Origin of the sequence: Paenibacillus riograndensis SBR5 (assembly GCF_000981585.1) — a bacterium.
In the GTDB taxonomy this organism is placed as follows: Bacteria; Bacillota; Bacilli; order Paenibacillales; family Paenibacillaceae; genus Paenibacillus_AQ; species Paenibacillus_AQ riograndensis.
In genome coordinates this window covers 2,697,570-2,722,155 of record NZ_LN831776.1, presented here as the reverse complement: position 1 = coordinate 2,722,155, position 24,586 = coordinate 2,697,570, and the positions used below count along the sequence as shown (strand labels likewise).

Annotated in this window: 20 protein-coding genes and 1 pseudogene; 9 read left to right on the top strand and 12 right to left on the bottom strand. The window is 47.8% G+C overall.

Features of this window, described 5'->3' with window-relative positions:
- Positions 1-23: 23 nt before the first annotated feature.
- Positions 24-1,178 (bottom strand): GntR family transcriptional regulator, encoded by a 1,155-nt coding sequence (locus PRIO_RS10955; RefSeq protein ID WP_020430549.1) that lies wholly within the window; start codon positions 1,176-1,178, stop codon positions 24-26.
- 171 nt (positions 1,179-1,349) lie between these two features.
- Here PRIO_RS10955 and PRIO_RS10950 point away from each other — a divergent pair, with 171 nt between their 5' ends.
- From PRIO_RS10950 to PRIO_RS10915, 7 genes are all read left to right on the top strand, one after another.
- Positions 1,350-2,603: a glycoside hydrolase family 125 protein gene (locus PRIO_RS10950; RefSeq protein WP_231869865.1), complete on the top strand. Its 1,254-nt coding sequence runs from the start codon at positions 1,350-1,352 to the stop codon at positions 2,601-2,603.
- A 21-nt stretch (positions 2,604-2,624) separates the two neighbouring features.
- Positions 2,625-3,905: a PTS cellobiose transporter subunit IIC gene (gene celB, locus PRIO_RS10945; protein ID WP_046502304.1), complete on the top strand. Its 1,281-nt coding sequence runs from the start codon at positions 2,625-2,627 to the stop codon at positions 3,903-3,905.
- A 5-nt stretch (positions 3,906-3,910) separates the two neighbouring features.
- Positions 3,911-4,837: a DUF7916 family protein gene (locus PRIO_RS10940; protein WP_020430540.1), complete on the top strand. Its 927-nt coding sequence runs from the start codon at positions 3,911-3,913 to the stop codon at positions 4,835-4,837.
- A gap of 751 nt (positions 4,838-5,588) precedes the next feature.
- Positions 5,589-6,053: a helix-turn-helix domain-containing protein gene (locus tag PRIO_RS10930; RefSeq protein WP_167345607.1), complete on the top strand. Its 465-nt coding sequence runs from the start codon at positions 5,589-5,591 to the stop codon at positions 6,051-6,053.
- Between the two features lie 60 nt (positions 6,054-6,113).
- Positions 6,114-6,407 carry a transposase gene (locus PRIO_RS10925; RefSeq protein ID WP_141639153.1) on the top strand — a complete coding sequence of 98 codons (294 nt, stop codon included), beginning with the start codon at positions 6,114-6,116 and terminating at the stop codon, positions 6,405-6,407.
- Between the two features lie 106 nt (positions 6,408-6,513).
- Positions 6,514-6,753 (top strand): hypothetical protein, encoded by a 240-nt coding sequence (locus PRIO_RS10920; RefSeq protein ID WP_046502297.1) that lies wholly within the window; start codon positions 6,514-6,516, stop codon positions 6,751-6,753.
- A 235-nt stretch (positions 6,754-6,988) separates the two neighbouring features.
- Positions 6,989-8,317: a class III lanthionine synthetase LanKC N-terminal domain-containing protein gene (locus PRIO_RS10915; RefSeq protein WP_231869863.1), complete on the top strand. Its 1,329-nt coding sequence runs from the start codon at positions 6,989-6,991 to the stop codon at positions 8,315-8,317.
- Positions 8,318-8,374: 57 nt separating this feature from the next.
- Here the strand turns inward: PRIO_RS10915 and PRIO_RS10910 are convergent, their stop codons facing one another.
- The 8 genes and pseudogenes from PRIO_RS10910 to PRIO_RS10875 all read right to left on the bottom strand — a co-directional run bounded on the left by PRIO_RS10910 (position 8,375) and on the right by PRIO_RS10875 (position 17,135).
- Positions 8,375-8,944 carry a DUF2441 domain-containing protein gene (locus PRIO_RS10910; protein WP_046502294.1) on the bottom strand — a complete coding sequence of 190 codons (570 nt, stop codon included), beginning with the start codon at positions 8,942-8,944 and terminating at the stop codon, positions 8,375-8,377.
- Positions 8,945-9,139: 195 nt separating this feature from the next.
- The gene (locus PRIO_RS10905) at positions 9,140-9,445 is read right to left on the bottom strand and encodes an ABC transporter permease family protein (protein ID WP_331709859.1); all 306 of its coding nucleotides are present in this window, start codon (positions 9,443-9,445) and stop codon (positions 9,140-9,142) included.
- Positions 9,446-9,536: 91 nt separating this feature from the next.
- A pseudogene (locus tag PRIO_RS10900) lies at positions 9,537-10,072 on the bottom strand (carbohydrate ABC transporter permease); the annotation flags it as partial.
- 775 nt (positions 10,073-10,847) lie between these two features.
- Complete coding sequence (locus PRIO_RS10895; protein WP_020426726.1) at positions 10,848-12,209, bottom strand: hemolysin family protein; 1,362 nt, start codon at positions 12,207-12,209, stop codon at positions 10,848-10,850.
- A gap of 18 nt (positions 12,210-12,227) precedes the next feature.
- A complete protein-coding gene (gene yfkAB, locus PRIO_RS10890; protein ID WP_046502291.1) occupies positions 12,228-13,364 on the bottom strand; it encodes a radical SAM/CxCxxxxC motif protein YfkAB in 1,137 nt (378 codons plus the stop codon).
- A gap of 240 nt (positions 13,365-13,604) precedes the next feature.
- Complete coding sequence (locus PRIO_RS10885; RefSeq protein ID WP_020426728.1) at positions 13,605-14,708, bottom strand: HD-GYP domain-containing protein; 1,104 nt, start codon at positions 14,706-14,708, stop codon at positions 13,605-13,607.
- Between the two features lie 109 nt (positions 14,709-14,817).
- A complete protein-coding gene (locus PRIO_RS10880; RefSeq protein WP_020426729.1) occupies positions 14,818-15,645 on the bottom strand; it encodes an undecaprenyl-diphosphate phosphatase in 828 nt (275 codons plus the stop codon).
- Positions 15,646-15,689: 44 nt separating this feature from the next.
- On the bottom strand, positions 15,690-17,135 hold the full coding sequence (locus tag PRIO_RS10875; protein WP_046502288.1) for a bifunctional metallophosphatase/5'-nucleotidase: 1,446 nt from the start codon (positions 17,133-17,135) through the stop codon (positions 15,690-15,692).
- A 154-nt stretch (positions 17,136-17,289) separates the two neighbouring features.
- Between PRIO_RS10875 and PRIO_RS10870 the strand changes: the two genes are divergently transcribed.
- Together PRIO_RS10870 and PRIO_RS10865 are read left to right on the top strand one after the other, a co-directional pair.
- The gene (locus PRIO_RS10870; RefSeq protein WP_020426732.1) at positions 17,290-18,003 is read left to right on the top strand and encodes a molybdenum cofactor biosynthesis protein; all 714 of its coding nucleotides are present in this window, start codon (positions 17,290-17,292) and stop codon (positions 18,001-18,003) included.
- Positions 18,004-18,091: 88 nt separating this feature from the next.
- Positions 18,092-19,132 carry an HD-GYP domain-containing protein gene (locus tag PRIO_RS10865; RefSeq protein WP_020426733.1) on the top strand — a complete coding sequence of 347 codons (1,041 nt, stop codon included), beginning with the start codon at positions 18,092-18,094 and terminating at the stop codon, positions 19,130-19,132.
- A 796-nt stretch (positions 19,133-19,928) separates the two neighbouring features.
- On the opposite strand, the gene PRIO_RS10860 is transcribed toward PRIO_RS10865, so the two are convergent.
- The 3 genes from PRIO_RS10860 to licT all read right to left on the bottom strand — a co-directional run bounded on the left by PRIO_RS10860 (position 19,929) and on the right by licT (position 24,394).
- Positions 19,929-21,386 (bottom strand): glycoside hydrolase family 1 protein, encoded by a 1,458-nt coding sequence (locus PRIO_RS10860; protein WP_020426734.1) that lies wholly within the window; start codon positions 21,384-21,386, stop codon positions 19,929-19,931.
- 45 nt (positions 21,387-21,431) lie between these two features.
- The gene (locus tag PRIO_RS10855) at positions 21,432-23,288 is read right to left on the bottom strand and encodes a beta-glucoside-specific PTS transporter subunit IIABC (protein ID WP_020426735.1); all 1,857 of its coding nucleotides are present in this window, start codon (positions 23,286-23,288) and stop codon (positions 21,432-21,434) included.
- A gap of 260 nt (positions 23,289-23,548) precedes the next feature.
- Positions 23,549-24,394, bottom strand: a complete 846-nt coding sequence (licT, locus tag PRIO_RS10850; protein ID WP_020426736.1) for a BglG family transcription antiterminator LicT — start codon at positions 24,392-24,394, stop codon at positions 23,549-23,551.
- Positions 24,395-24,586 lie beyond the last annotated feature (192 nt).

Genomic DNA, 24,586 nt, shown 5'->3' with positions numbered 1-24,586 from the left:
TCCTCTACTATCATTGAGCTTCCCTATTCCTCAGCATCCCATACGGGCGCTTCTCCTGTCTGCTTTTTGTTGATACGTATCGAGTCATTATCCAGAAATCTTGTCTTGACGATGACTTCCTTGTAATCCGGCTGTCCTGATTCAATCATCTGAAGCAGCAGGCCTACAGCGTGCAGGCCGATCTCGGGCTGATTTTGAATAATCCTGGTGAATGAAGGGGATAAAAAGTTTTGCAGCGGACCATCAAAGCTGAGTAAGCTATAGTCCTCAGGAATGCTCTTACCGATCTGGTGCAGCGCATACCACAATATTTGTCCACTAAGATAATCCAACGCGAAGAAACAAGTGATCTCCGGCTTTTCCTGAAGCTTTTGGTAGATTTTTTGAAAATCCCTTTCCAGCAGTTGTGTATCCGATAAGTTCCAATAGGACGTCTCTAGATCAAGCAACCACAGATTGTTATCAAGGAGCACCTGTTTTTCCATATAAGCATCCCTGATTCCGTCCATCCGATCGTTAAGCGAAGAATTATTCAAGTTTTCATGAGAAATAACACTGATTTTGTTATGCCCGGAATTTAGAAGTTTCATCGTCAGCTGATGCGCAATTTCCTTGTTATTGCTGCCCACATAAGGAACAGATACGCCAGACAGCCTTCGATCTACAAGCACAATCGGGAAATTGCTGAGAGTCACCTTCAGTAGGGCTACATTATGAAACTCCGCTTGAACAGGCAAAATGAGAATACCCTGAACTCCTAAAGCTATCAGTTCGTTTAAATACTGGGTCTCCATTTCTTGCGATTCATTGGAAATCTTGAGGATCGCGTGATATCCCCTTCGGGTCAACTCGTGAATCATGGTGCGGAGCAGCTCTGTTCCGTAGCTGTCCGAGAACCCGGCGAGAATCAGACCGATTAGCCTCGCCTGTCTCTGTTCACTTCGGTTCGCCTGTTCAACTGCCAGTTCACTGACAAAGCTCCCTTTACCTGAAACACGATGAATCCACCCTTCCTCCGCCAATAGATTCATTGCATTTTTAGCGGTCAACCGGCTGACATCGTACATATCCGTTAATTCTTTTTCGGTGGGCACCTGATCGCCCGGGGCATACTTGCCGCTCTGTATCCCTTCTTTAATACTCTGGTAGATCGTTTGATACAAAGGTTTCTTTTTCATAGTTTGCTTATCCTTTACCAAAAGATATATATATTATATCATTTAATAATTTGATTGACAAAGGTAAATAACAAAACATATTATAAAAGAGCTAAATGTATTATAAAATGATATAAATGATAGAAGGAGTTGGAAATTATTAAAGAACAAGCCATGCTCGGAATTACTGGAATGTTGGAACAAGTAGATGCCATGACCCGTCAAATGAACAAGAATTTGTGGGGAGATCAGTTCCGTAATTGTTTTTCGGATACATTATTGAGAACGCTTCACATTCAAGATGACGGCTCGGTATATTTGGTAACCGGGGATATTCCCGCCATGTGGCTCCGGGATTCTACAGCACAAATTGAGCCGTATTTGATCCTGGCTAAGTCAAATGAAGTATTCCGGCACCTTATTGCAAAGCTCGTCCAAAAACAATGCGAGTACATTATCATTGATCCCTATGCCAATGCTTTTAACCAACAGCCAAACAGTCACGGGCATCAGACAGACCAAACGTCCATGTCGCCTTGGGTGTGGGAGCGGAAGTATGAGATTGACTCGTTGTGCTATCCAGTAAGACTTGCGTATCTGTTATATAAGCAAACAGGATATACCTGGCATTTCAATGAAACCTTCCTTCAAGCGGTCAAAGAAATTGTAACCTTGTTTAGAACAGAGCAACGCCACGAGAGCTCAACCTATTCATTTGAACGCTTCGATGAACGCCCGGAAGATACACTCGTCAATGACGGAAAGGGAGCACAAGTTGGTTATACTGGTATGACCTGGTCCGGTTTCCGGCCAAGTGATGATGCCTGCCGGTACGGATACCTGATTCCGGCAAATATGTTCGCTGTAGTGATCCTTACTTACCTGACTGAAATTATTGGAAAATTCTATGACGAGAGTGCTCTCACTGAGGAGATCGGCCGCCTGCGGGATGAGATTCAAAAAGGAATCGACAAGTATGGCATTGTTGAAGATGCACTGACAGGGAAAAAGGTCTTTGCCTATGAGGTGGACGGGCTAGGCAATTACACTTTGATGGATGATGCAAATGTACCCAGCTTGTTATCGGCTCCTTACCTTGGCTACTGCGATGCTGAAGACGAGGTGTACTTAAACACACGTGAGCTCCTGCTTAGTGACCGCAATCCTTATTATTATTCCGGCTCCGTAGCATCAGGGATTGGAAGCTCACATACACCGGATCAATATATCTGGCCAATAGCTCTGGCCATGCAAGGTCTGACCACAAACAGCAGAAATGAGAAAGAGCGCCTGCTCGATTTATTGGTTGGAACCACGGCAGGTACGATGCAATGCCATGAAAGCTTTGATGTAAACAATGAAAGCCAGTATACCCGGGAATGGTTCTCATGGTCGAATATGATGTACTGCCGGTTGCTGCTGAATTACCTGGAACTGGACAGGTAAATACTAAAGGGGGAATATACAATGAGCAAAATTCAAACATTCATGGAAGAAAAGGTCGCTCCATTTGCGGGGAGGATCGGTCAAGTCAAACAATTAGTGGCCATCCGCGACGGAATTTCCTACATCATGCCGTTGATTATTATCGGGTCGATTGCTCTGATTCTTAACAGCCTCCCTATTGAGGCAAACTGGTATTTGAATCTTATGAACGAAAGCGGCTGGGGAGCCCGCCTAGGGATGATCGTCGACGGCACCTTCGGGCTCATTGGGATTTTAGCTGCATTCACCATTGCCTATTCCTTGGCGAATCAATATTCACTAGACGGGATGTCGGTCGGAATCCTGTCCCTGTCTTCCTATTTACTGAGCACTCCCAACATTCTGTCCGCAGATAATGCTGCAGGCATTCCGCTTAGTCTTATGGGCAGCAAAGGACTCTTTGTTGCGATCATCATCGGAATAATCAGCACCGAGATTTTCCGCTTCGTCATCAGTAAGAATCTGGTCATTAAGCTCCCTGACGGCGTACCTCCGGCGGTCGGCAGATCCTTTACCGCTCTCATTCCGGGCTTTTTCATTATCGTCTTCTTCGCTGCTGTTAGCTGGATTCTGGATGCCACTGGAATCGGAAGCCTGCATGATCTGATTCAGACTGTTCTTGGAAAACCGCTTGGACTGCTGGGCGGCACCATATTTGGTGCAATCATCTATGATCTGCTAATCAGCCTCTTCTGGCTGACGGGAATTCATGGCGGTAACATTATGGGCGGCATTATGAATCCAATCTGGATGCAAAAAATGGACGAGAACCGTCTGGCACTCCAAGCCGGCAAAGAATTGCCCAACATCTTCACACAGCCGTTCTTTGATATATTCGTCCATATGGGCGGTGCCGGCACAATATTCGCCCTTGCGGTCTGTCTGTTCCTGTTTAGCAAGAGCAATCAAAACAAATCGATGGGACGCCTAAGCATTATGCCCTCGGCCTTTAATATTGGCGAACCGATCATGTTCGGTGTCCCGGTCGTACTGAACCCGATCATGTTCATCCCGTTTATCCTGGCTCCGATTGCAATGGTAATCACGACCTACTTCGCTATGGTGACAGGTCTGGTACCAAAAACGAACGGTGTGTCGGTTCCATGGACCATGCCGCCGTTGATTAGCGGTTATCTGGCTACAAGCAGCATCCGCGGCTCTATTCTGCAAATTTTCAACCTGGCCGTATCCGTTCTTATTTATTATCCTTTCTTCAGAACAATGGACAAGCAATTTGTTCGTGAAGAAAGCAAAGGAGAATGAAAACCATGACGAAACGATTACTGAACTGCAACGCCAGCGACCTGCTTGCCATGAATCGGGATGAGTTAAAGCTCTCCATATATGCCAGTGAAGGAAGAACAATATTGGCTGAGACGGCGGTAGTAAAGGAACCCATTATTGACGGAATCACGAATGGTGAAATTGCCCGGTTCGCGGGAGCGGATCTACTGCTGCTAAACGCATTCGATCTAGAGCAACCACAAATATCAGGTATTGATCCTGCCGATCCGCAGCCTGTACGGACATTGAGGAATCTGATTGGCCGGCCGGTAGGCGCCAACTTGGAACCCGTTGACGATTCGCGAGAAACCATGGACGAAAAAGAGCACCTCGGCCCGGGCCGCAGAGCAACTGTATCTACTTTTCTTCAAGCAAATGAGCTTGGTCTGGATTTCATTTGCCTCACTGGAAATCCAGGTACCGGTGTTACGAATTCAGCCATTTGCCACTCAATAAGCCAGGCGCGCCAGCATTTCCATGGGCTGATTATTGCAGGCAAAATGCACAGTTCTGGCATCGATGAGCCTATTATTGATGCGGAAACCGTGCAGGCCTTCATTGACGCTGGCGCCGATATTATTTTGTTCCCAGCTGTCTATACCGTGCCCAAGTTTAGGGAAGAAGACCTGACGAGGATGGTGGAGATTGTCCATACACATAATCGTTCTGTGACAGATCCGTCCAAAAAAGTGCTGACTCTGTCAGCCATCGGCACAAGCCAAGAAAGCTCCAGCAAGGAAGTTGTACAGAAAATCGCCCTTGCCTGCAAAGCATGCGGGGTTGATATTCAGCATATCGGTGATGCCGGTTTCTCCGGCCTCGCCTTGTACCAGAATATTGATGCGCTTGGCAATGCTATCCGCGGTGAACGGCACCAGCTTCGTATGCGCGCCAAGTCGATTATCCGCTAAAGACAAAGCCGTGGATGGTTTTAAAAAACGAGAAATTGAAGGACGGCGGCGTTGACGACACGAACAAGATGATTTTGTGGGATGTCTTCTTCTAAATCCATGGGCAAGCAAAGTTGGTCCATAGTATATTGAATGTACAAAGAAATCGCTCCTTTCGGGATGGATGGTGGTACTTCCATTTTACCAAAAGGGCGATTTCTTTGTTGTTCTTAAGAAATTGTAGAAACAATTCCAGCTTAAACTGCTGAGAGAACGGACTGATTGTGGAAAAAAGCTGCAGCGGTTGGAGCAACGGTTCGTTCACGGAGCGTCCACACCAAGTGCTGACGTCGATCTTGCTCAAAAAAATGAGGGGCCCTAGCAGCCATTTCATGGCTTATGGACGCTCCCTTTTTTTGTCTATATATAGTAGAAGAACGAATTTCAGACGGTCTGCGTGTGAGGAACGTGGTGTCTATAGAAGTGTTTTTAGAACGATCTCAGAACCTATCTGAACGAATTGCTGATGCTGAAACGAGGACTACCTTTCGCACAAGATGAATTGAACATAGAGGAACAACGTAAAGAGGCTAAGGCGGGGATAATACCACAAGTAGAGCATGTACTAGATGTTCTTAAACTGTACCCGAAATTACCAGAATCCCGAGGTTAACTCATAACAGATAACCTTAACGGGCGAATTCTTCGGTTGAAATATCCGTCAGCACGCCTATGAAAATTAATAAACTGGTTCGGCGGGACCACATACGTCTTGAACGGCACCGGCGGGCATGGATCGAACGGGCCCCGAAAAGAGAAATATACCCTCTCTTGTGATTCCATCATACAACTCCTCCTTAATGACCCTGTGCAAGTTCGTCGATCCTTGCTCATTTTAGCCTCCGCCCAAAAAATGAAAGTACCCGAGATCAGCCGGTTGTATCACATTTCAGGTGAACATATTCGGCATACACTTCATCGGTTTAATCAGGAAGGAATGACTTCACTCCAACCGAAATATGGGGGAGGACGGCCGCCTATTGAACTTGCCCAAATCCCGCCAAAAGTTGCAGGTTCCCCGTTTACAAACTGCTCACCTTCGAAGCTCAAACACGCGGCAGAAGAACGAGAAATTGTAGCTTCTATTTCCATTGAAATCCTTCAGGTCATCTTGAACGAGGCCAAAATCACCTACCAAAATACGAAAACCTGGAAAACTTCAAATGATCCGGAATAGGAAAAGGCTGGTTCCAACAGCGCAAACCGTCTCGTTTACGTGCAACCTATATCCGTCCTCATGGGGTTAAGCATCTGCTCGCCGCTCGATAACTTCTCGCCGCATCCTCACCATAAAGTGAAGGCTTGGGCATCGAAAAATAATGTGGAACTCACCTTCACGCCAACATATGCTTCTTGGCTCAACCGAATTGAATGCCACTTCGGACCGCTTCGAAAGTTTGTTTTGGAGGGCAGTGATTTTGCCAAACATCAAGACTTGGCTTTAGCCATTCAGGCATACCTCCGCTGGCGTAATAAGAACAAACGTAAGGCCATTATTTTAAGAGAACAAAACAAGATCAAGGTTGTCTGAAGGGGCACTAGTTCCTCGACGTGAGCTTACATTTCAGAACTGATTTTGTATAAATCCCTCTAAAACAGGAAATGATTTTGATGAATATAAAAATAGGAGGATCTATATGGATAATATTAAAACCACAATTTATAAAGAATTAATGGAAAAAGCGAAATCAGATCAAGAGTTCTTTAACAAGTTGATTAATGAACCACACCAAATTCTTTCTGAGATTAACATAACAGATGCTGCAATTAGAGAACAAATTCTATCTATGACGCCAGAAAAAGCATTTTATGGAGTATTTGCTTTAGGTAATTCAGAGGTTGTTTCTCACTGTTGCCATGAGCAATATGATATTTAGAAAAAAACTTAGTGGGATCTATTAGTTTGAAAAACCCTTTTTAGCATATCCCCTATGAAGTCGCGGGCACTATATGCTAGTTAACATCGTAAAATCTTAATGTTTTGCGACATTAGCTAGAACTGTTGCCCGCAGAGACTCCATGCCAAGTCAAACTATATTCCTTATACAAAGTATCTTCAGCTAAGCCAATTAGCTACATACGGAGGCTCAGATGTTAAGAAATAATTTATCTATGAATTATGAATTAATATTGACAAAACACAAATTCGAGTATATTTCTGAAGGTCTTTGGTTACAAGTTGGAACTTCTTCAAGAATACAGGGTTGGAAAATACATTTATCAACTATACCTACAAACGCATTACAACTTTTCGAGTTAATACTTCCCTTTTTCCAAAAATCAAAATTGTGTTTTAAAATAATTAATAGTTCTGAAAATCTATTTAAATTAAACGAAGGTTTTTTTGGATATACACAAATAGGAAAATGCATTACAATTTACCCAAAAGATGATAACGAAGCCAAAATGATATCAGAAGACTTAGCAAAGATTACCAAGGGTCAAAAAGGACCAGAAATTATTACTGATTTACGTCTAGGAGATGTTGTATACGCCAGATACGGTAGTTTCAATCCAATTATTGTCACCAAGTCCACTGGTGAAAGAACAAAATATATATATATTAATGATAGATTAGTAAAAGATGAATACCATATCCCATACCGACTGGAAAAAGGTGTGACTATCCCTTTTACAAAGTTCACATTTCCTTATCCAGCAACTTATTCACATAATATTATTGGTCCTGGATATTTATTATTAGAAGTAATTAAATCTTCTCCTAAAGGTGGTATATTATTAACTTTGGATGTTAGGTCACACGAACACGTTGAACTTAAAGTTTTGAAACAAGCTAGAGCACATTGTACATCTGATTGGTATGGAAGAGATGGTCGTTATCAACTTAAGAATCAAGAATTGATACACAAAGAATTAGAATCTAAGTTATCTATACCAAAGACTGATTCTTATTTTGATGATAATAATTGTGGTTATCTTCCAATGGAATTTATTGAAGGGAAGACATTACAAGAAAAAACTGAAGAACTAACATGTAAACAACTTTGGTTTCATGTTAATAAAGATAAAAAAAAGGAATTACTTAACTATCTAATTAAGATTTGCGAGAATCTTATGCGACTTCATAATCAGAAATACATACACCGAGATCTAAGTCCCTCAAATATTTTAATAAATCAGCATGGCGAAGTATATTTTATTGATTTTGAATTTGCCTACAAGGTGGATAGTCAGATTCCTGCATATGGTTTTGGAACACCGGGTTTTATATCCCCTAATCAAAAAGAACATGGATTACCAAAATTCGAAGATGATATTTTTTCTATTGTTAATTTAATAAATTATGTTATGAATTACGGCAATATCGATCAATCAGATGAAATAGATGTATTAAATAATATCCTTTCAATCCAGTCTAAAAAAACACCCTCTATTCAAACTATAAAGGAATATTTAGAAATAGAAAGTACAAAACTCTAGAAAGCTGGACAGAATTTTCGGATACGATAACGCAATAAGACACAATCGGTTCCCCTGTTAATCGATTTCATCCAAGTTATTTTTGAAATCAACCACATAAGCCGTTCCTTCAAAAATCCATTCTTGTCGATCGAGTTGCCCTTTATTGCTCCAATATTCACCCCAAACTGTTTTTGCCGGGGTTCCATTCCAATACCAGTTAGCCAGTTGCCTATATTGTTCTACGCTTTTCAAGTCACCTACAAATGTGTGCCACTCAGAAGCTTGATGAATTCTCCCTGTCAACTCAAATACAATAATTCGTTTTTCTTTTCTTACAAGTCTTCTATACCAATAAGCAAGTTCTTCTTTGTTGGTAACGTAAAGACATGTTTGCCTGGAAGGATGATCAGGAAAATGTTTCATTCTTACTTCTTCAAAGACCATTTCTCTTAGTACAAAATTAAGATGTTGGATTGAGTTTAAAGCATAATTTAAAGCAGTTTTTAAATCATTCATTGTCCTAAGTTTGATTAATGGTATATAAGGTATGTTTTTTTTACTGTCTTCAGTTATAAAAGCTCTTGACACACTTGAATAAGCTTGTTGTTCATTTTTATTTATTTGATATATTGTATTTTTTTCCATATTCCATAACTATCAATATGATAGAAGATTTCATTTTTTATAAGATTCATTTACACTCACCAATCGTTCTAAAAATTTTGTGCATCGTTCCATGCTCCCCTCCAAAATAAGTATGTGTAAAAGATTGTTATCATATTCGATGATATTAAGAATTCCACCTTCATAAATCATTATTTCGCCATTCAAGCATTCGCATCACGGCAGATCAAAATGCCTGACTGCGGCTTCGATAACCGTACGAATTTTGGTGTCTTCCGGAGGTTTAGTCGATTTGGATACACGGTCAACCGCATACGCCGCCATCGCGGACACTAGCAGCGAGCCTGCCGTCGTCATCGTGCTGACAAATATGCTGTTCCAGGTAAAACGCGAGAAGTTTGCCGTCTTCCACGCCGTCGCATAGTTGCCGAACTCCCAAGCGGCCGGCAGAATCGTCGCACCTGTGGTCAGTTCCAGATTCGTTTTCAGCGAACCGAAAATGACGACAGCAATGGGAAACAAGGTGATTGCAGCACTGACCAGCAGGAAGATCCACAGAATGGTTTTCCCCAGCAATTTCTGTACCATAGAATAATCCTCCCCGGCTTAATATAGAAAAGTAGAAATAAATCATCGTGACCACACCCACAATAACCGCCCGTCGCAAAACCGACCGCACTTCCGTAGCCGAGCTGCTGCTGGGTCTGCACTTCCGGCGAAATCGGGAACAGCAGCTTGAACAGATACAGATACATAACCTCCGTCTTGCTGTAGGGTCCGCCCTGGGTCAATACCATAATGCTCTCGTAGCCCTTGAGTGAAATCGTAATTGCCAGCATGATGATCATCTGCATAACCGGACCCAGCAGCGGAATGGTAATGCTCCACAGCTTACGGGCTTCACTTGCTCCGTCTATGGACGCAGCTTCGTACAGATCCTCCGGTATGCCCTGCAGTCCAGCCAGGAAGAGCAGTATGTAGTTGCCGACAGCTCCCCAGATCAATCATTATAGTCGTCAGCATTGCATATTTAGGTCCCAGCCAGCTTACCGGCTCACCCACCAGATGATATTTCAGCAGGAACTGGTTCAGCACCCCGTTATAGGAATTAAAAATAATGAAGAACACGATGGACATCACCGATGCGCTGTCCTTTTGCTCATCTTGCAATCCCCCTCTTTATTCCTTGAGAAAAGTATATAAGAGGGAAGAACTCCGGTGAGATAGGCGTATCAACTTTATTATGTACGGTAATATTACTTTGATTCCTAAATGAAAAGGGATACATTTCTTTTCTCATGAATCTGACGTCACGAAACATAACGTGAAATCCTTTTTGAAGTCTGTCAGCATAAGAACGAACCGGGTGCGCTCTGTCCAGTAAAGGACGGTGCAGCGGGTTTGGATTTCATTCCAGCGTTTCCAGCAGAACGAGTCCCCATGAACCCTGCGGCAGTTCAAAGTGGAAAAAGGGAAACTAATTTGCTCGTGCCCCCTTTTCTCCGCAGGTTAAGTGGAAAAAGGTACACTAATTCAGCTCGTTTTGCCTCTAGCGAGGTAATTGAGTCCAATTAAGTTTCCTTTTTCCACTTAAATCTGATTATTTTTGAATTTTCGGTAAAATAAGTTCCCTTTTTCCAACTAATACTTGCGAAGAAGCCGGTGAGCAGTCGCTCGTTGGAATAAGCATTTCTGGAACTTGGCTGCACGCATTGTAGGCTTCTGCGGACAAACCGTACTCCCTTCACGGTGTATCTGCGGCTGTTGTGACTTATTCCCAGCACAACAAAAAAGGCTGTCCAAATCATCGTGTGACTTGGACAGCCTTTGGCATACCATATCAAAACAAAATCAAATGCAGAACGCGTACAATCAGAACGCACGCTTATGCTCACAGGTAAATTAAAGCGGCCGGGACGTCCGCCTACTTCACGCCGTCCCCATCTTCACCGGCTTCATCCTCTTCGGATACCAGAGGCGTTTCACGGTGGATGTTGATTCGGGTGATCCGCAGACGCGTGGCTTCCTCCACCTCGAAGGTAACATCACCGACGACTACCCGCTTGCCTTTGGACGGATTGCCCTCCAGCTCCTTGAAGAGCCAGCCTCCGATAGAGTCGACCTCGTCGTCCTCAATCACTACGCCGGTAAGGTCGTTCACATCTTCAATCAGCATGCGGCCCTCGACGGAGATATAATCGCCGTTGTGTTCCACGCTTGGACGTTCATCCTCGAATTCGTCATGCAGGTCCCCTACGATTTCCTCAAGGATCTCCTCGGCAGTGAGCAGCCCTGCGGTCCCGCCATATTCATCTACAACGAGTGTAAGCTGGGCCTTGTTCTTCTGCATCAGCCGCAGCGCATGGCTGATCTCTATGGATTCCGGCACATTGAGGATAGGCCGGACCAGCGATGCCAGATCGTTCTGCTGCTCCAGCGGCGCAAACAGCAGATCGGTGATATGAATGAAGCCGATAATCCGGTCCTTGTCCTCAAAAGCCACCGGATAACGGGAATGCTTCGTCTCCGTAATAATCCGCATATTTTCTTCCAGAGAAAGATTGCTGTATAACACATCCATATCTGTACGCGGAAGCATGACCTCGCGGGCCAGCAGATCAGAGAATTCAAAGATGTTGTCCATCAGCTTCATCTCATCCTTGTCAATCACACCGCTCTTGGCACTTTGGTTCATAAGAATGCGGATTTCTTCTTCCGAGTGGGCGGCTTCGGCTTCACTGGCCGGCTCTACTCCCACCAGCCTCAGAAGTGCATTGGCCGATGCATTCAGCACCCAGATGAACGGCAGAAACACATTATAAAAGAACATCAGCGGCGCCGACAGCAGCAGCGCGGAGCCTTCCGTTTTTTGGATGGCCAGGGATTTCGGCGCAAGCTCACCCAGCACAATATGTAAAAAGGTAATGATCGAAAAACCTACAACTACGGATACCGTGGAGATCAGCGTATGATCGGTAACCCCAATCTGCACCATCAGCGGCTCCACCAGCAGTTCGGAGATGGCCGGTTCCCCGACCCAGCCCAACCCCAGCGAGGCGAGCGTAATCCCGAACTGGGTCGCCGACAGATAGGCATCCAGCTTCTTGTTGACCTTCAGCGCATATCCGGCCATCTTGTTCCCTTCGCTGACGAGCTGCGTCAGACGCGACTGCCTCACCTTTACGAGCGAGAACTCCGCTGCCACAAAGATGCCGTTCAACAATACGAGCACCAGAACCAGTAAAAGATTGAGCAGCAATCTCCCCACTTCAAATTCCGTATGCACTATAACAACGCCCCATTTCTACAGAGTGATCGCTTTTCTTGTTTTGAAATCAACCTTCGGATAATACATATCGGCTACGAGAAGATTGGGACCACAGCAGCCGGCTTCATCACAGTGGCAATTTACCTTCTGATTGAGCGGATGCTTCAGCTGCCACTCGGTAAAAATATCATCCAGCTTGCCGCTGCCGATGTTGCCAAAGGCGGAGATATCGGCAAAATCCGTCACAAACACGTCTCCTGTGAACATATTGACATTCACACGGTTTCTGCCGTCCGGATCATTGCGCAGGGTTACATTTGTTTCCTCCCGCAATCTGCGGAGAAGCTTCTGGTCTTCTTCCAGAAAGCTGCAGGCAAAGAAAGGAAGCGTACCGAACAGCATCCACATGTCTGGATCACGGTGGTCCAGCAGGTCATGGATCGCTGCTCCCATTTCCTTCAGGGACAGTACAGGGAGCTTGGAAGCAAAGCTGGAGGCATACATCGGATGCACCTCATGCCGCCGGGCCCCCATGTCCCCGATTAGCTTATGGATTGCCGGCAGCTTTTTATGCGTCCGGTAATTGATCATCGATTCCGCAGATATCAGCATCCCGTCACTGCTTAAACGGCGGGAATTTTCCAGCATCGTGTCATACAGCCGGTAAGCCGCTTCCTTTGAGACCGGGTGGCCGCTGTTCGCAAAGCCGACCTCATGAAAGTCGTCTCCATTTACGTAGTTGAAGGAGATATGCATGACATCCAAATAGGGCAGCAGCTGCTCATACCGGGAATAAGGCATGGTCAGGTTGGAATTAATCTGCGACCGGATGCCCCGCTCACGGGCATATTTGAGCAGCGGCACAATTGTTTTTTCGACCGTACCGGCCCGGAACATCGGCTCGCCGCCCGTAATGCTGATGGTCTGCAAATGTTCAACCTCTTCCAGGCGGTCCAGCATGTTTTTAAGCGGCAGCATGTCTCCTTCTTTAGTGGTCAGGCTGTCGCCAACCGCACAATGCTCACAGCGCATGTTGCACAGATTGGTAACCGTCATCTCGACGCTGGTCAGCACATGACGCCCGTGCTTACGCAATGAAGTGATCGGGTCCCAAGGATCATAGCTGGGCGACAGCTCTCTTATTGGTGTTGAGGATGGCTCTAATATACTCATTTTCGTGGTGCTCCTTCGATACGTATTCCTATTATTAACCCAAAATAAATGAAAAAGAACGGTGACTTAACCTATATCATACCACGACTGGGCAAAAAACTGCACTTTGGCAGCCCTCTGTCCCTCTTTTTTGTGGAAAATAGCCCCAATGGAGAAGAAAAATCAAAAAAAAGCGGGGGGAGCAACGGAGCTGCGCAGTAATGCGTTTGCCCGTTGCCCAGCCTCGCTTCGAACCGGAAGTCACATCGTTTTTACCACAGCTCCGTCTTCATCGGTCACATCCACAATCACTACAGAGAGCTTGCTGCCCAGATCAAGCTCAAAGGGAACCACGGGCTCACCGTCAGGGTCGTGCAGCACACGCACAACCGGCCTGTGCGGGATGGTCGGGTCAATTTTGACCACTACTCCGCTCTCTCCGGTGCTAAGCTTGACGGTCAGACCCAGCGGATAGATCGCCACACGGTCCCGGAACAGCTCCAAATGCTTCTGTTCATACAGCGTTCCTGAACCTACATAGAGCGCTTCTACTGCCTGATGCGGCAGCATGGCCTTCTTATAGATCCGGTTCGAGGTCATGGCATCATAGGAATCCGCAACCCCCAGCCATTTGGCATATTCATGAATCTGGGGCCCTTTCAGCCCGCGCGGATAACCAGAACCATCGATGCGCTCATGATGCTGCAGCGCACAGTGTGCCGCGAGCAGCGGGATATTCGGCTCATCCTTGAGAATCCGGTAGCCGATCTCGGTATGGGCCTGCATATGACGGAACTCCTCTTCGCTGAGCATACCGGGCTTCTGAATGATTTTGACAGGAATCTGCGTTTTGCCTATATCATGCAGGAGTGCGCCCATGCCGATGACCCGCAGCTCTTCCCTGCTATAACCATGGGCAATTCCGAGGACCAGCGTATACAGACAGACATTCAAGGAGTGAACATACAGGTAGTTGTCGGCCGTGTGCATATCAAGCAGCATAATCATAGGATCTTCCTGTGTGGCCAGATCATCCAGAATGGAATCCATCACCTTGGAGAATTTTTTGTCCAGATGATAAAAGCCCTTGGTAATGCCGGAAGCGCCTGACATCTGCTGAAACTGGCTCCGGACCACCTTGAGCGCCTGATTGCGCGTCTCGTCCTGCAGCATGCCCGTAATCTCAACATCCTCCGTGACGGAATCTTCTATGTAGATATAGCCGATGTCGATCTTGGCCAGCCGCTTGATCAGCGCATCCGTTAGCTCTACTCCATCCGCGAGCAGAACCAGTCCTTCATCATTATATATTTTTTTCCCCAGCTTCATTCCCGCCTGAAGCCGATTCACGGATACTAGACGCACCTTGGTTCACTCCTGCCTTTAACGGTAAATTGCTATATAGTTCCAAAATCCCCAGTTGACACTCTCTGTATATACCGTTACCTTGAGCGATTAGTCAAGAGCCTATAGATTAACGCATAATAAACAACCAGAACACCGCAGCCAGAATAAAGCGGTAAATTGCGAAATGAGTCGGCCGGATCTTCTGGATCAGCTTCATGAACGCAACCACCACCAGATAAGCGACAATAAATGAAATCACAAATCCGATCGCGAAATCCATAATCGTATCTTTGGTAAAATACTGATAGGAATCAAGCAGCTCATAACCGGATGCCGCACACATAATCGGAATGGCAATCAGGAACGAGAAGTCCGCCGAAGCCTTGTAGCTGACCCCGCTCAGCATACCGCCGGAGATGGTCGAGCCGGACCGGGAGAATCCCGGCCACAGCACGGAAATAATCTGGTAGAGGCCGATAGCCAGCGCCTGTCCGTACGATAAGTCATCCAGCTCATGCGCGGTAATCCGGATCTTCCGTCTGTTCACCCATTCTGCCACGATCATCAGCACCCCGCCGGCGACAAGCGCCCAGAGCACGGTGGAAGCTCCAAAAAGTCCTTTAATGAAATCACGGGCGAAAAAAGCCACTGCCAGCGCCGGTACTATCCCGAGAATGACATGAATCAGATTCAGTCTGGAGGCCGGCACCACTCCGCCTCTGCCTGTGCGGCTGCGTCCGATCCCCAGCAAGTTCAGAATCCGCTGGCGGTACACCAGGGCAATGGCCAGAATGGCCCCAAGCTGGATGACAATCTCATAGGTCTTCATAATCGGCGACTGCTCGTCAAAGCCCAGCAGCTTAGTGGTTAGAATCATGTGCCCCGTGGATGATACCGGGATAAATTCAGTTATTCCTTCTACAATTGCCAGAATTATTGCTGTAATCGTGTCCATATAATCCTCCTGATATTGAAAAAATGAAAATGAAATTATCGCAGTTAGTCAGACCCGTTCTTCCAGCGGAGACCTGCACATTCATCCAGGCTTCCCGGCCTTTGCAGCTCCATCCGCAGCAGATCCCGCAGAAAATGAGGCAGGAGATACAGCGGCTCGGTTCCATCCGCAAGACTCTCATACCCTATGCGGAAAGTGAACATATCCAGTGTTCCGACAGAATAGACAGCCTTGTCATCCAGCGGCTCCCCGCCGACAAAAACGGCGATACCGTTACCGTTATCATAAGGCAAGACCCCTGGATCGTACAGGATTTTTAATCCATCGACGGCCAGGCTGCCCAGCACCTTTCCCCGGAAGCCGTAGCCAAAAATCGCCTTATTGTAGAAAGCTTCCATCCTGCTCTGCTCAAGCGCCTTGCGGATGTCCTCCCCTTTAAGCCGGATAATGCAGGCATTAACCGGAGAAGGGCACAGCGCATGCAGCATCCCGGCCGTAATGGTGCCTTGGGGCAGAGGTCCAAGCAGTTGTCCGCTGTTGACCAGGGATATTGGAGCTCCTGTGAAGCGGCGGACAGCCTGCGCCAGAAGGTTGCCAAAAGGAGACTCCCCTTCTGTATCCAGGGTAAGCTCCCGGTCTGTGATGGCTACAGTTTCGTTAAGAACCTCGCGCCCATGCTGTAAATGCAGCGCCGCCGCAGGCGCGAGCACATCCTCGGTTAGCGAAGGATCAACCGTGAAGCAGCGGCCGCTCACCAGCTCGAAGGCTGCCCCGGCGTGAGCCCGCTCAAAAATAAGCCGTCCGATATAACGGCCGAATTTACCGGCCCCGCAGACAGCCGTTCCGTTGATCATCTGCGGGGTCTCCAGCATATGGTGTGTGTGGCCGCCCAGAATGGCATGAACCCCCTGAAGCTGCTCTGCCAGCCGCTGATCCGCCGGAAGCCCCAGGTGGGAAAGGATAATCAGGAGATCTACTTGCGGAGCCAGCAGCTCACATTGTTCACGCAGCGCTTCTTCCGGGTCCAGCGCTTCCCAGCCCAGCAGCCCGTAGAACGAGGCGAATGCTGCAGTAGCCCCGGTAATGCCTATCTTGATGCCATCCTTCTCCAGAATAATATGGCGCTTCATCCAGCCGGGCGCCTCTCCGGTTGCACTCTCCAGGATGTTGCAGCATACCACCGGACATTGAAGCCCTGCATACAAGGCAGAAAGAATCTCCCGGGTGAAGGTCAGCCCTTCATTATTGCCAATCGTAATTGCATCATAGCCGGTCAGGTTGATCATATCGATGTTGGCCTGTCCCATAGTGCCTTCAGTCTCTACTGCCGCCCGGTCCATATGGTCGCCAATATCCAGCAGCAGCACAGGCTCTTCGCCGGCCGCTGCCTTCAGGTTGGCGATTTCTGCAGCAATGGGGCTCATCATTTCAAAGTGGCTATGTATATCATTCGTATGAATTAGGGTCAATCTTTGCAATGCTCGCTCCATATGCTTGTCTTCCCTCCCACCTGTAAAGCCGTTTTATTTTAAGCGGCAGGCATGTAATCTTACAGTGCCTAGCATAACATTTTCAAGCTCAATATGGTATATTGGAATCATTATTGAAAGTTACATATCCTATACATTCCGAGGTGAATCAAGCATGCACGTGACCATTCGTCTGTTCGCCGGCCTGGCAGAGGTGATCGGCTCCGCCTCACTGGCCTTTCACTCCCATGAGTCTCCGCTTACTGCGGGAAGATTGAAGGAGCTGCTCTCTGCGTCCTACCCGGAAGCTGCTCCGCAGATTAAGGTATCCTTAGTTGCCATTGATCATGAGTATGCACCGGACGACTCCGTCATATCCGAAGCTTCCGAGGTTGCGCTGATTCCTCCCGTCTCCGGAGGAGAGCCGGATGCAGAGGAGCAGGAAACACCGGACGGAAGGTTCAGCATCACGGATCAGCCCTTGAACGGGGAGGCCCTGCTGGATAAAGTGCTGGATGTAAATCATGGCGCTTCCCTGCTGTTCGTTGGCACAACCCGGGAAATGACCGGCACCCAGCGCACAACCGCACTGCATTATGAAGCCTATGTCCCTATGGCCCTCGCCAAGCTGGAGGAAATCGGCAGGGAGGTCGGGGAACGGTGGAATGCCCGCTGCGCCATTGCCCACCGTACCGGACTCGTAGCCCTCAAGGAAGCAAGTGTAATGATCGCAGTGTCTGCGGCCCACCGTGACATGTGTTATGAAGCCAGCCGGTATGCTATCGAGAAATTGAAGGCCTCCGTACCTGTATGGAAAAAAGACATTAACGACTCCGGAGAACAGTGGCTGGGAGCTGATCCCCAGGCTAAGGATTACCCCAGCCTGTGAGCTTTGCCCGTTCACATTACAAACCATTGAATAATTCCTGCTTTGTTGCTATGCTGGAAAAAATCGCTAATGTAAGGTGGCATAGTCATTGAGAGTACACGTAACGGATCTGAAACCGGGTGATTACCTGAAGGTGGATACCTTTAGCTCAAAAGGGCTGCATGTATTACCCAAAGGATCACAGCTTCGAATCGAAGAGATCGCTAAGCTGGTGCAGCACGGAGTAGATTATGTTGATATCGAAGCCATTCAGGAGGAACCTGCGCCTTCCAGCAGATCTTCCGTCATTCAGTCCGCTTCCAGAAATTTCGATACCATGATTGACGGGTTTGAATCGGTATATATGGAAGCGTTGACGAAGGGCAGCTTCAACCAGTCCGTTGTGGATGACATTCTTCAGCCCTCGCTGGAGTCCCTGGACAAACACAAGGATGTGGTTTCATTACTGCTTCTGCTTGACCGGGAGGATAATTATACATACAACCATTCCCTGCAAGTGGGCATGCTTTCTTATTATATAGCAACCTGGCTTGGATATTCCAAGAAGGAGTGTTACGAAATCGGCCGGGCCGGCTATTTGATTGATATCGGCAAATGCCGGATTTCCCCGGAGCTTCTGAACAAGCCGGGCAAACTCACTGCCGCCGAATATGACGAAGTGAAACTACATACGATTTATGGCTATGAAATTATCCGCAACTCCATGGATGACCCCTATACCGCCCTGGTCGCCCTTCAGCATCATGAACGTGAAGACGGTTCCGGGTACCCGCATAACCTGACCAAAGATGATATACACCCCTATTCCCAGATTGCTGCCGTGGCCGACATATACAGCGCCATGACCTCAGAGCGGATCTATCAATCCAAGCAGGAGCTGATCTCCGTACTGCGTGAGATTAACACACTCAGCTTCGGCAAGCTGAACGGCAAGCCGGTACAGGCCTTCATCCAGCATCTGATGCCCAATTTTATTGGAAAACGGGTGCTGCTCAGTACTGGTGACATGGGCGTAATTATCATGAACAATCCGCTGGACGTCTTCCGGCCGCTCGTACAGATAGAAGGCAAATTTCTGGATCTGGCCCGTGAACGCACGATTGCGGTGGCCGAAATTTATATGGAGTAAGGGGAGTTTCGATCTCTCCCCCAAAATTTCGATCCCTCCCAAACCCTCCCTTAGCCAAGGGAGGGCCCCAAGGGTTCCACCCTCTGGACACCCGGAAGCTTGGCGGAATACTGCGGCTAAGGCGGACGGAAGGCATCTCCGGCGCGTTAAGCCCGCCTTGAAGCTCCCTGCTTTGCTGCGCAAAGGGCGGGAGCTTCAAAGCTTTACTGTGGCAGCTGGCCCCCCGGGAGTTCCTCCACGGGGGGCTGGTTTTACGCATGCGCGCGGCAGCTAATCCAGTAATGTGCTGGATTTCCCAGTATGTGTTTCGCTTCAATTAGGATTTCCTACACAACAAGAAAAACAGGAGCCTCCCTCGCCGGTTACGGCTTGGGAGGCTCCTGAACATCAAGACATCATATTGAAGCGAAGTGATCCGCAAAAGATCATTCCTAATTTAGGCCCCTGCAAGTTCCGGCCCGGACGCAGCAATTGTACTTTGTACAACAGATAGCCCCAAAATTTGCCGGAAAACTGGATCTATTGCATTCTATACAGCAGAATTCTGTGCAAATGAGGTTTTCAACAGGAAATGTTGAAATCTATTGCACGAATTACAGCAGAATGTGATTCTTCGCAAAATGACGCGCATTCTGTTGCAGAAAGTGCAATCACACGGGCAAAACGCTCACAGCAAATCTGCCATCAGCACTCCTTCCTCCAGTTCAGCTATTGAGCGCTGCTTCCAGCGGCGGGCCATTCAAGTAAAAGCGGCCCACCGTCCTTATAATGCAGGGTACCGTCATGCAGCCCCCTTTTACAGTTCCTCGCCGTTGCTGGCGATGACTTTTTTGTACCAGTGAAAGGAGTCCTTCTTCGAACGGTTCAAGGTTCCGTTGCCGTCATCATCCAGATCCACATAGATGAAGCCGTAACGCTTGGACATTTCCGAAGTGGACATGCTCACCAGGTCAATCGGTCCCCAGCTTGTGTAGCCGATCAGCTCTACACCGTCAAGGATCGCTTCTTTCATCTGGGCGATGTGCTGGCGGAGATAGTCGATGCGGTAGCTGTCATGGATGGAACCGTCAGCTTCTACTTTGTCATACGCGCCGAGGCCATTTTCCACAATAAACAAAGGTTTCTGGTAACGGTCATACATCGTGTTCAGCATAATTCTTAGCCCGACCGGGTCAATCTGCCAGCCCCATTCCGAAGCCTTCAGATACGGATTTTTTACACCGCCGAACAGGTTGCCCTGCGCCCGCTCCCCTTCCGGACTGGCCGATACGGTCAGCGTCATATAATAGCTGAATGCTACATAATCCACAGTGTGGAGCTTCAGGATCTCATCGTCGCCCGTTTCTTTGTGGAGAACGATATTGTTTTCGGCGAAGTAGCGGTCCATGTATTTAGGGTATTCTCCCCGGGCATGCACATCCGTAAAATACAGATTCATCTGGTTCTCATGCTGGTTAAGCCTTACATCCTCGGGGTTGCAGGTATTCGCATAGCTCTCCATCCGGGCCAGCATGCAGCCCATCTGCGATCCCGGAATGATCTCATGCAGCAGCTTAGTGGCCAGAGCGCTCGCCACGAATTGGTGATGAAGCGCCTGATAGATCGTCTGCAGCTTGTTCTCCACCCGGTCAATGACAACGCCTCCTCCGGTGAACGGACTCAGGGTCATCATGTTGATCTCATTAAAGGTAATCCAGTACTTCACCTTATCCTGGTAACGCCGGAACACGGTTTCCGCATAACGGGTAAAACATGCAATGACTTCGCGTGAAGCCCAGCCGTTGTATTTCTGTGTCAGGCCCAGCGGTGTCTCGTAATGGGCCAGCGTCACAAGCGGCTCAATGCCGTATTTATGCAGCTCGTCAAATACATTATCATAGAATTTCAAGCCCGCTTCATTCGGCTCGGCATCATCGCCATTCGGAAAGATCCGCGCCCAGTTGATTGACAGGCGGAACACCTTGAACCCCATCTCGGCAAAAAGAGCAATGTCCTCTTTGTACCGGTGATAGAAATCCACCCCTTCCCGTTTTGGAAACCGGGCCTTAAATTCCCCGGACAAAATCTGCTCGATCCGCCCGGACGTAATCTCAATCGCATGGTCATTGCTGCGCTCAGCCTTGGGCACATAAGCGACCATATCCGCACTGGACAAGCCCTTGCCATCTGCATCGAATGCGCCTTCCAGCTGATTCGCGGCGGTTGCCCCGCCCCATAGAAAGTTCTCCGGAAATCCTTTTTTCGCATCAGTCATAATTATGCTCCCTCTCTTCCTATCTTCTTATTGTGCCTTAAAGCTCTAGTGTATTAGTGTTAGCAAAAGCTCGCCATTGCTTATTTCTGTACCTGTATTCTTCAGGACATCCAGATAATCAGCGGAATTGGTTACAATGACTGGTGTGGCCGTCACAAATCCGGCAGCCCGGATCGCATCGGCATCGAACTCCAGCAGCGTTTGCCCCTGCTCGACTTTGTCTCCTTCCTGCACCTTTTTCTGAAAATGCTTGCCCTTCAGCTTCACGGTGTTGACGCCGACATGGATCAACAGCTCCGCACCGCCTTCAGAGGTGATGCCAATGGCATGGCCAGTGGGGAATACGGTCGTTACTGTTCCTTTTACAGGCGAGGTCAGCAGCCCGGACGACGGCTCAATTACAATGCCTTTTCCCATTGCCCCTGAGGCAAAAGCCTCATCAGGCAGACTTTCCAGCGGCAGCAATGCTCCCGTCAGCGGGCTTACGATCAGCTCTTTGCCGATTTGGGTAATCTCCTGCTTCACAACCGGCTGGGATGTTTTCTCCTCAACCGCTGTTTCAGGGTCGTCGAATCCTAACACATACACCAGGATAACAGCTAGTACAAAGGCCACGATGATCCCGATAGCCGCCCAGGCAAACCCGGTGCCGAAGTAGGTTGGCAGTGCAAGCAGCCCGGGCAATGAGAAGGCGATAGCTCTGGCACCACCCACAGCGATAATCGCCCCCCCAACCGCTCCTGATATACAAGCGTAGATGAACGGCTTTTTAAGCTTTAGGGTGACACCGTAGATCGTTGGCTCGGTGATCCCGAACACAGCGGCCAGCGTGGATGATCCGGACAAAGCTTTTAACTGCGTATTCTTGGACTTCAGGAACACGCCGAATACGGCGCCGGCCTGCGAGAGAACCGCAGCGGCCAGAATCGGCAGCATCGTGTCATAACCGAGTGTGGTAATATTGCTGAGCATAATCGGGACAAATCCCCAGTGAACGCCGAAGATAACGAACACCTGCCAGAACGCCCCGGCAATGGCCCCCGCGACAAGCGGACTAAGATTATACAACCAGGTGTACCCGGAAGCCAGCCCTTCACTGATCAGCGAGCCCACAGGCCCAAACGCCAGGAAGGTCAAAGGAATGACGATCAGCAGCGCGAACATCGGAACCAGGATATTGCGAACCGATTCATGGATAATGGAACGGAACCATTTCTCTACATAAGACTGTACCCACACTGCCAGAATGATCGGAATGACACTTGAGGAGTAGTTGACCAGTACAACCGGTATCCCCAAAAATTTCAGTGCTTCCGTAGAGCCGACAGCTGCGATAACTGCAGGGTAGACCAGCGCTCCGGCGATGGCCACGGATACAAACTGGTTGGCTTTGAACTTCCGTGCTGCGGTTACCGCCAGGAACACCGGAAGGAAGTAGAACACGCTGTCGGAGGCAGCGTTCAGAATCAGGTAAGTCCCGCTTGTGGCGCTGACCCATTTGAGTGACAGGATTAATGCCAGCAGGCCTTTGAGCACCCCGGCACCAGCCAATGCCCCAAGTATAGGGGAAAAGATACTGGAGATGATGTCCACCGCTTTGCCGAGAACACCTGTGCTTTCGGAGCCGTCATCTTTGCCGTTTTTCTCTGCATCCTGCAGTGAGGTTTCCTTCATGATCTGTTCAAAGACCTGGCTGACATTGTTGCCGATGACGACCTGAAACTGGCCGCTGTTCTCGACTACTGTAATGACGCCGGGAGTTTTTTCGAGCGCTGCTTTATCCGCCTTGCCATTATCTTTCAGTTTGAATCTTAATCGTGTGGCGCAGTGAAAAACCGAATTCACATTGGATTCACCGCCAACAAGCGTAATGATCTGTTTGGACAAGTCCTTGCTGCTCATATTGTTTGCTCCTTTGAAAAGTTTATGTTGAGATGACTTTGTGATCGTTGCAGTTAGAATTAGGATGTGCCAGCAGTTATCTTTAATTCCTCTGCAAACAAGAAAAACCTGAACTCACAGCAAAATGAAACGCTAATTCACGTCTATTTTGCCATCAGTTCAGGTTTTGCCTGCCTAACCAGTAACACCCTGATAGATGATCATTATTTAGTTGCCGGTGGCTCCATGTGCCAGTTGGCCGTTTCAAGCTGCTCAAGCTGCTACTCCAGGCTGTGTCGCTCCGTGACCCGCTGGATATGAATCGTCAGGTAGACGTATTCGTCCTTGCCGAGACTCTGGGCATATGCTTTCTCCAGATAATCATTAATTTTACTGGCGCACTCAAAAGCTTTGACATAAGTCTGCTTAACCTGGTTGTATAAGAAGTCCTCGCCGCTGTTGCTGGTTTCCTTCTTCAGCACCCGCATGGAGAAATACTGCAGATGGGTCAGGAACCGTGAATAGTTCAGCGAGCTTTCATCCAGCACCACCTTGTAATGATAGGTAATGATATTGAGAATATTCTGGACAATCTCCGTCATCTTGATTGTGGACTTCATTTCATTTCCGTCCATCCTCGCGTTCACCAAATGCAGGGCGATGAAGCCCGCTTCATCCTCCCCAAGCGCAAAGCCGGTGGCCTTCTCGATAAATTGCAGCGCGTCCATCCCGATGGAAAATTCCTTCTTATAAAAGCGCTTGATTTCGAACAGCATCGCATTCTTCAGCGTAATTCCCTTTTCAAAACGCTGAACGGCAAAATGGATATGATCCGTCAGCGTCAGATATAAATTGTCGCTGAGCTCGGTGCCCAGAATTCCGTTGGCATAGGTTACGATTTCATTGGCGAGTTCCAGGTGGGCCACAGGAATATCATTCAGCAGTTCAGTCAGCCGTGCTGTGAATTCGTTTTCGTTGAGCAAAAAGACTTTATCAATTTTGTCCGGGTCCACGTAATCACCTGCCACTTTATTGAAGGAAATGCCCCGGCCCATCACGATAACTTCCTTGCCCTTCTGGTTCTTCGTCAGCAGCACGTTGTTGTTAAGCACCTTCTCTATAATCATCTGTTGTCACCCCCCATCACATAGTTTGCACAAAAAAAGCCTAAGTTGATCCCAATATCATTAACAAAATGATACTCGAATCAGCTTAGGCATTGCCCGCATTACCGGTCACAATCCTGTATTACTGTTATTGTAACACAAAAAAAAGCGATTACAAGGTTTTTGTTCTAAAATATAAGGATTTGTTTCACG

Bases quoted from the DNA above. Each gene is read 5' to 3' on its own strand.
- PRIO_RS10955 (WP_020430549.1), bottom strand. From the start codon at position 1,178: ATGAAAAAGAAACCTTTGTATCAAACGATCTACCAGAGTATTAAAGAA.
- PRIO_RS10920 (WP_046502297.1), top strand. From the start codon at position 6,514: ATGGATAATATTAAAACCACAATTTATAAAGAATTAATGGAAAAAGCG.
- PRIO_RS10915 (WP_231869863.1), top strand. From the start codon at position 6,989: ATGAATTATGAATTAATATTGACAAAACACAAATTCGAGTATATTTCT.
- licT (WP_020426736.1), bottom strand. From the start codon at position 24,394: ATGATTATAGAGAAGGTGCTTAACAACAACGTGCTGCTGACGAAGAAC.
- PRIO_RS10940 (WP_020430540.1), top strand. From the start codon at position 3,911: ATGACGAAACGATTACTGAACTGCAACGCCAGCGACCTGCTTGCCATG.
- PRIO_RS10910 (WP_046502294.1), bottom strand. From the start codon at position 8,944: ATGGAAAAAAATACAATATATCAAATAAATAAAAATGAACAACAAGCT.
- PRIO_RS10855 (WP_020426735.1), bottom strand. From the start codon at position 23,288: ATGAGCAGCAAGGACTTGTCCAAACAGATCATTACGCTTGTTGGCGGT.
- yfkAB (WP_046502291.1), bottom strand. From the start codon at position 13,364: ATGAGTATATTAGAGCCATCCTCAACACCAATAAGAGAGCTGTCGCCC.
- PRIO_RS10860 (WP_020426734.1), bottom strand. From the start codon at position 21,386: ATGACTGATGCGAAAAAAGGATTTCCGGAGAACTTTCTATGGGGCGGG.
- PRIO_RS10925 (WP_141639153.1), top strand. From the start codon at position 6,114: ATGGGGTTAAGCATCTGCTCGCCGCTCGATAACTTCTCGCCGCATCCT.
- PRIO_RS10950 (WP_231869865.1), top strand. From the start codon at position 1,350: ATGTTGGAACAAGTAGATGCCATGACCCGTCAAATGAACAAGAATTTG.
- PRIO_RS10880 (WP_020426729.1), bottom strand. From the start codon at position 15,645: ATGGACACGATTACAGCAATAATTCTGGCAATTGTAGAAGGAATAACT.
- PRIO_RS10875 (WP_046502288.1), bottom strand. From the start codon at position 17,135: ATGGAGCGAGCATTGCAAAGATTGACCCTAATTCATACGAATGATATA.
- celB (WP_046502304.1), top strand. From the start codon at position 2,625: ATGAGCAAAATTCAAACATTCATGGAAGAAAAGGTCGCTCCATTTGCG.
- PRIO_RS10870 (WP_020426732.1), top strand. From the start codon at position 17,290: ATGCACGTGACCATTCGTCTGTTCGCCGGCCTGGCAGAGGTGATCGGC.